The sequence below is a fragment of the Priestia flexa NBRC 15715 genome (assembly GCF_001591565.1).
Taxonomy (GTDB): domain Bacteria; phylum Bacillota; class Bacilli; order Bacillales; family Bacillaceae_H; genus Priestia; species Priestia flexa.
Genome location: NZ_BCVD01000194.1, coordinates 1 through 3,987 on the forward strand (window position 1 = coordinate 1; position 3,987 = coordinate 3,987).

Consider the following 3,987-nt stretch of genomic DNA (forward strand, 5'->3'; position numbering starts at 1 on the left):
TGTCTCAGTCTCTTTAATTACTTCTTATATGTTTCTTCCACAATATCTTTTGTTAAACGCTTTTGAAACTCTGTATAAAGTGGTTTAAAGCGCTGTTTCCACTTATCTCTTTCCTGTTCTGTTAAATAATGAACTTGAATCGAAGACTCATTTTTAATTTTTTCGAGCTGCTGCTCATTCATTCCTTTCGAGTGCTCCCACATCCAAGCTGTTGTTTCCTCCATCGCATTTGAAAGCAGAAGTTGAACATCGGGAGGCAAGCTGTTCCAATAGCTCTCGTCCATCATGACCGCATAGCCTAAGTAGCCGTGATTACTAATCGTCATGTAGCGCTGCAGCATATATAAACGCTTTGAATAGATATTTGAAATTGTGTTCTCTTGACCGTCAAACTCTTGTTTTTCCAGCGATTCATACACTCGGTTAAATGGAGCAATGGTAGGTTTAGCATCAAGTAGATCAAACTGCTTTTTTATGACTTCGCTTGGCATAATACGAAAGCGTTGGCCTTTAAAGTCATCCGGGACAGCCAGCTTTTTTTGACTACTCGTCATTTGTTTAAATCCATTGTTCCAGAATGCTAGTCCTTTTAAATTTTCTTTTTTGAGAGATGCTTGCAGACTCTTGCCAATCTGACCGTTTAACGCGGCTTCAACTTCACCTTCATCTTTAAACATAAATGGGAGGTCAAAAAGTAGCCAATCCTCGTTTAAATCTGCAAGTTTTGAGAAAGAAGGAGCAATCATTTGAACGTCATTTCTTCTTAAAGCATCTACTTCTTCTGTATCAGAATAGAGCACACTATTTGAGAAAACTTCAACTTTAACCTTGCCATCTGATCGTTCATTAACAACCTTGGCAAACTTTTGAGCTGCTAATCCTTTTGGGGTGTTTTCAGCTACAACATGACTAAAGTTAATCACAATCTGCTCATCCAGTCCTCGTTGTTCATCATCTCTATAGACGTGTTCTGAATGTAAAAACGAAGGAGGGAAAAGCAAAATATAAGTAAAGAAAGCGCTGACAAATAAAGCTGTTACAATAAATATTCGCATAGGGTCTTACTCTCAGCTCCTCGCATCTCGATGAGAAGAATTGTAATCTTATGATTTATTTTACCATGCAGATTTGGAGCATGGTAAAATAAATATAGATAGTATATGTGAGAAAGAAGAGGTAGCTTAGGCTTTATGAATCGATTTTCAATGCAAACGAAAATGACTGCCTTAATCTTTTTTATTATCGTCTTTGCGCTGTTTTTAGCCGGTCTTGTCGTGATTAAAGAGTTTGTGGAATCAAAGGAAGAAGATTTACGTCAGAGAGCTCTTGTAACATCAAGAACTGTAGCTGAAATGACGGAGGTTAGCGAAAAGATAACGGGAGATGAACAAAAAAGGCAGAAAATTAACACAATAGTAGACCCCATTCGAATTATTCACGGGGCAGATTATGTAGTGGTACTTGATATGGAAAAGATAAGGCTGTCTCATCCAGTCAACGCTATGATTGGCACAAAATCGCATGGTGAAGATGAAGGACAAGCATTTGCTGAACACACATACACGGATAAGGCCAAAGGAGAAAGTGGCACCGTGGTGCGTTCACTCGTTCCAATTATTAATCACCACCATGAACAGGTTGGCGTTGTAATTAGTGGTTATTTGTTGCCGACTTTTTCAGAAGTTATACAGAGCTTGAAAAAAGAGATTTTTATCATCAGTCTGCTAATTCTACTATTTGGTGGATGGGGAGCTTGGGTACTAGCTTCTCACATAAAAAAGCAAATGTTTGAGTTAGAACCAGATGAGATTGCACGGCTATTTGTCGAGCGAACGGAAACCTTTAACGCTATGCATGAAGCTGTAATCGCGATTGATAAAGATGAGTATATTACAATTTTTAACGATAAAGCAAAAACCATTATGAATATTCATGATGATGTAATTGGAAAATTGATTTATGACGTCATTCCAGATACCCGTTTACCAGAGATTTTACAGCTGAATCAACCGGTTTATAACAAAGAGCTTCAAGTACGGAATTTAACGATTTTAAGCAATCGGGTTCCAATTAAGGTAAAAGGAGAAACGGTAGGAGCAGTTGCGATTTTCCAGGACCGAACTGAAGTAAAGAAGCTAGCTGAAGAACTAACTGGGGTAAAAGCATTTGTCAGTGCACTTCGCGTTCAAAGTCATGAATATATGAATAAGCTTCATACAATTGCAGGGCTGATACAGCTTGGAAACAATGAAAAAGCGCTGGAGTACGTCTTCGATGTTTCCGAGCAGCAGGAAGAATTGACGAATTTCTTACACAAAAATATTAAAAATGAAAGCATATCAGGCTTGTTAATTAGCAAAGTAAGCAGAGGAAAAGAATTGGGAATTACGTTAACAATTGATAAGCATAGCTATTTAGAAACGTTTCCTCAGCATTTAGATCACCATGATTTTGTAATCATTATTGGGAATCTAATTGAAAACGCTTTCGATTCGTATGCTAACTCTTTTCATGATGAGAAAGAAGTCTATGTCAGCATTGAACAAACAGAGGACGTGTTGTCTATTTTGGTAGAGGATAACGGATGCGGCATGGCTAAAGAAGAAGCGAAGCATATCTTTGAAGAGGGATTTTCGACAAAGGCAAAGGAAAATCGAGGTATTGGTCTTTATTTAATTCACCAAATTGTTCAAAAAGGTGATGGAGATATTGCGATTGAAACAGAATATGGGCGTGGCACGGCGTTTACCATTACATTTGTACTATAGGTTATAAGTGAAAAGGGGATGGAAGCATGACAAAAAGCCAATGGAAGGTACTTGTGATTGAAGATGATTTAATGGTTCAAGAAGTGAATAAGCAATTCATCGAGCAGGTGGAAGGGTTTGTAGTGACAAACGTCGCATCAAACGGAGTAGAAGGGTTACAAATGATTGAAAAAGATAATCCGGATCTAATCATCATCGACATGTATATGCCGAATCAAGACGGACTTACCACACTTCAAAAAATTCGCTCAAAGGGCTATCAATCAGATGTAATTGCCGTCACAGCGGCCAGTGACAGTGAAACGGTCAAGCGTGTATTGCAATACGGAGCCGTTGATTATATTATGAAGCCATTTAAGTTTGAACGCATGAAGCAAGCTTTAGAAAACTATCGACAGCGCCAAACCAAACTAAGCAAAAGCGAATCTATCACTCAAGATGAAGTCGATACGCTATTATTTAAAACAGCCGCTGAGAAAAATCCAACGTTACCGAAAGGGTTAAACACGGTCACGTTAGCTGGAATCCGGTCGTATTTACATAGCCAAACTGATCCAATTTCAGCAGAAGAAGTTGCAGAAGGAATGGGTATTGCAAGGGTCACGGCACGTCGATACTTAGAGTATTTAGATCAAGAGAAAGAAGTTGAGCTTTACGTAGAGTATGGCCGAGTCGGCAGGCCTGTTAACCGTTATTTATTGCAACAAAAGTAGTCATAAAAAAGACCGGTTCTTTGCTGGACCGGTCTCTGTAGCTATGATTCATAGATTTCTTTAATTCCTGATAAGCGTAAAGATAACGTATTGTGATTTTCATCCTGTAAAGATAATGTTTGTTCGACTAGGTTTAACTGTTTTACTTTTCCTTTGAAAGTTTCTAATAAACCATCACGATAATAATTAACTGTAACAGAACCGTTTTTTCGTAAAGCTTTTAAAATCATTAGATAATCTCCTCTCATGGTATGTTTTATTTATGAAAACCGAAGTAAAATGTAAGCAGTTTTTTATCTACTTTTAGTATACACAAAAATAGTAAGCGTTTTCACTAAAAAAATGAACACTTTGTGAAATTTTGCACATCTACTTTCAAAAAAAATCTTTACAACGTAAATCTTACTCTTTCTTTATGAAATTCAAGTGAAAAAACTGTTAATCTCATGTTAAGAGTTTGTTACCTAAAGGTTTTCTTGACAAACACCTTTGCCTCTACTATACCT

At 37.4% G+C, this 3,987-nt stretch carries 4 protein-coding genes; 2 read left to right on the top strand and 2 right to left on the bottom strand.

Translation table 11 applies throughout. From position 1 onward, the window contains the following. Positions 1 to 17: 17 nt before the first annotated feature. Positions 18 to 1,055 (bottom strand): DctP family TRAP transporter solute-binding subunit, encoded by a 1,038-nt coding sequence (locus BFL01S_RS19135; RefSeq protein ID WP_061786665.1) that lies wholly within the window; start codon positions 1,053 to 1,055, stop codon positions 18 to 20. A gap of 135 nt (positions 1,056 to 1,190) precedes the next feature. Between BFL01S_RS19135 and BFL01S_RS19140 the strand changes: the two genes are divergently transcribed. Together BFL01S_RS19140 and BFL01S_RS19145 are read left to right on the top strand one after the other, a co-directional pair. Continuing rightward, on the top strand, positions 1,191 to 2,768 hold the full coding sequence (locus tag BFL01S_RS19140; protein WP_061786666.1) for an ATP-binding protein: 1,578 nt from the start codon (positions 1,191 to 1,193) through the stop codon (positions 2,766 to 2,768). Positions 2,769 to 2,794: 26 nt separating this feature from the next. Continuing rightward, positions 2,795 to 3,481 carry a response regulator gene (locus tag BFL01S_RS19145; protein ID WP_025910352.1) on the top strand — a complete coding sequence of 229 codons (687 nt, stop codon included), beginning with the start codon at positions 2,795 to 2,797 and terminating at the stop codon, positions 3,479 to 3,481. Positions 3,482 to 3,522: 41 nt separating this feature from the next. Here BFL01S_RS19145 and BFL01S_RS19150 read toward each other — a convergent pair whose 3' ends face one another. Next, the gene (locus BFL01S_RS19150; protein ID WP_025910354.1) at positions 3,523 to 3,711 is read right to left on the bottom strand and encodes a YolD-like family protein; all 189 of its coding nucleotides are present in this window, start codon (positions 3,709 to 3,711) and stop codon (positions 3,523 to 3,525) included. Positions 3,712 to 3,987 lie beyond the last annotated feature (276 nt).

Coding starts and splice junctions, on each gene's coding strand:
- BFL01S_RS19150 (WP_025910354.1), bottom strand. CDS start 3,711: ATGATTTTAAAAGCTTTACGAAAAAACGGTTCTGTTACAGTTAATTAT.
- BFL01S_RS19145 (WP_025910352.1), top strand. CDS start 2,795: ATGACAAAAAGCCAATGGAAGGTACTTGTGATTGAAGATGATTTAATG.
- BFL01S_RS19135 (WP_061786665.1), bottom strand. CDS start 1,055: ATGCGAATATTTATTGTAACAGCTTTATTTGTCAGCGCTTTCTTTACT.
- BFL01S_RS19140 (WP_061786666.1), top strand. CDS start 1,191: ATGAATCGATTTTCAATGCAAACGAAAATGACTGCCTTAATCTTTTTT.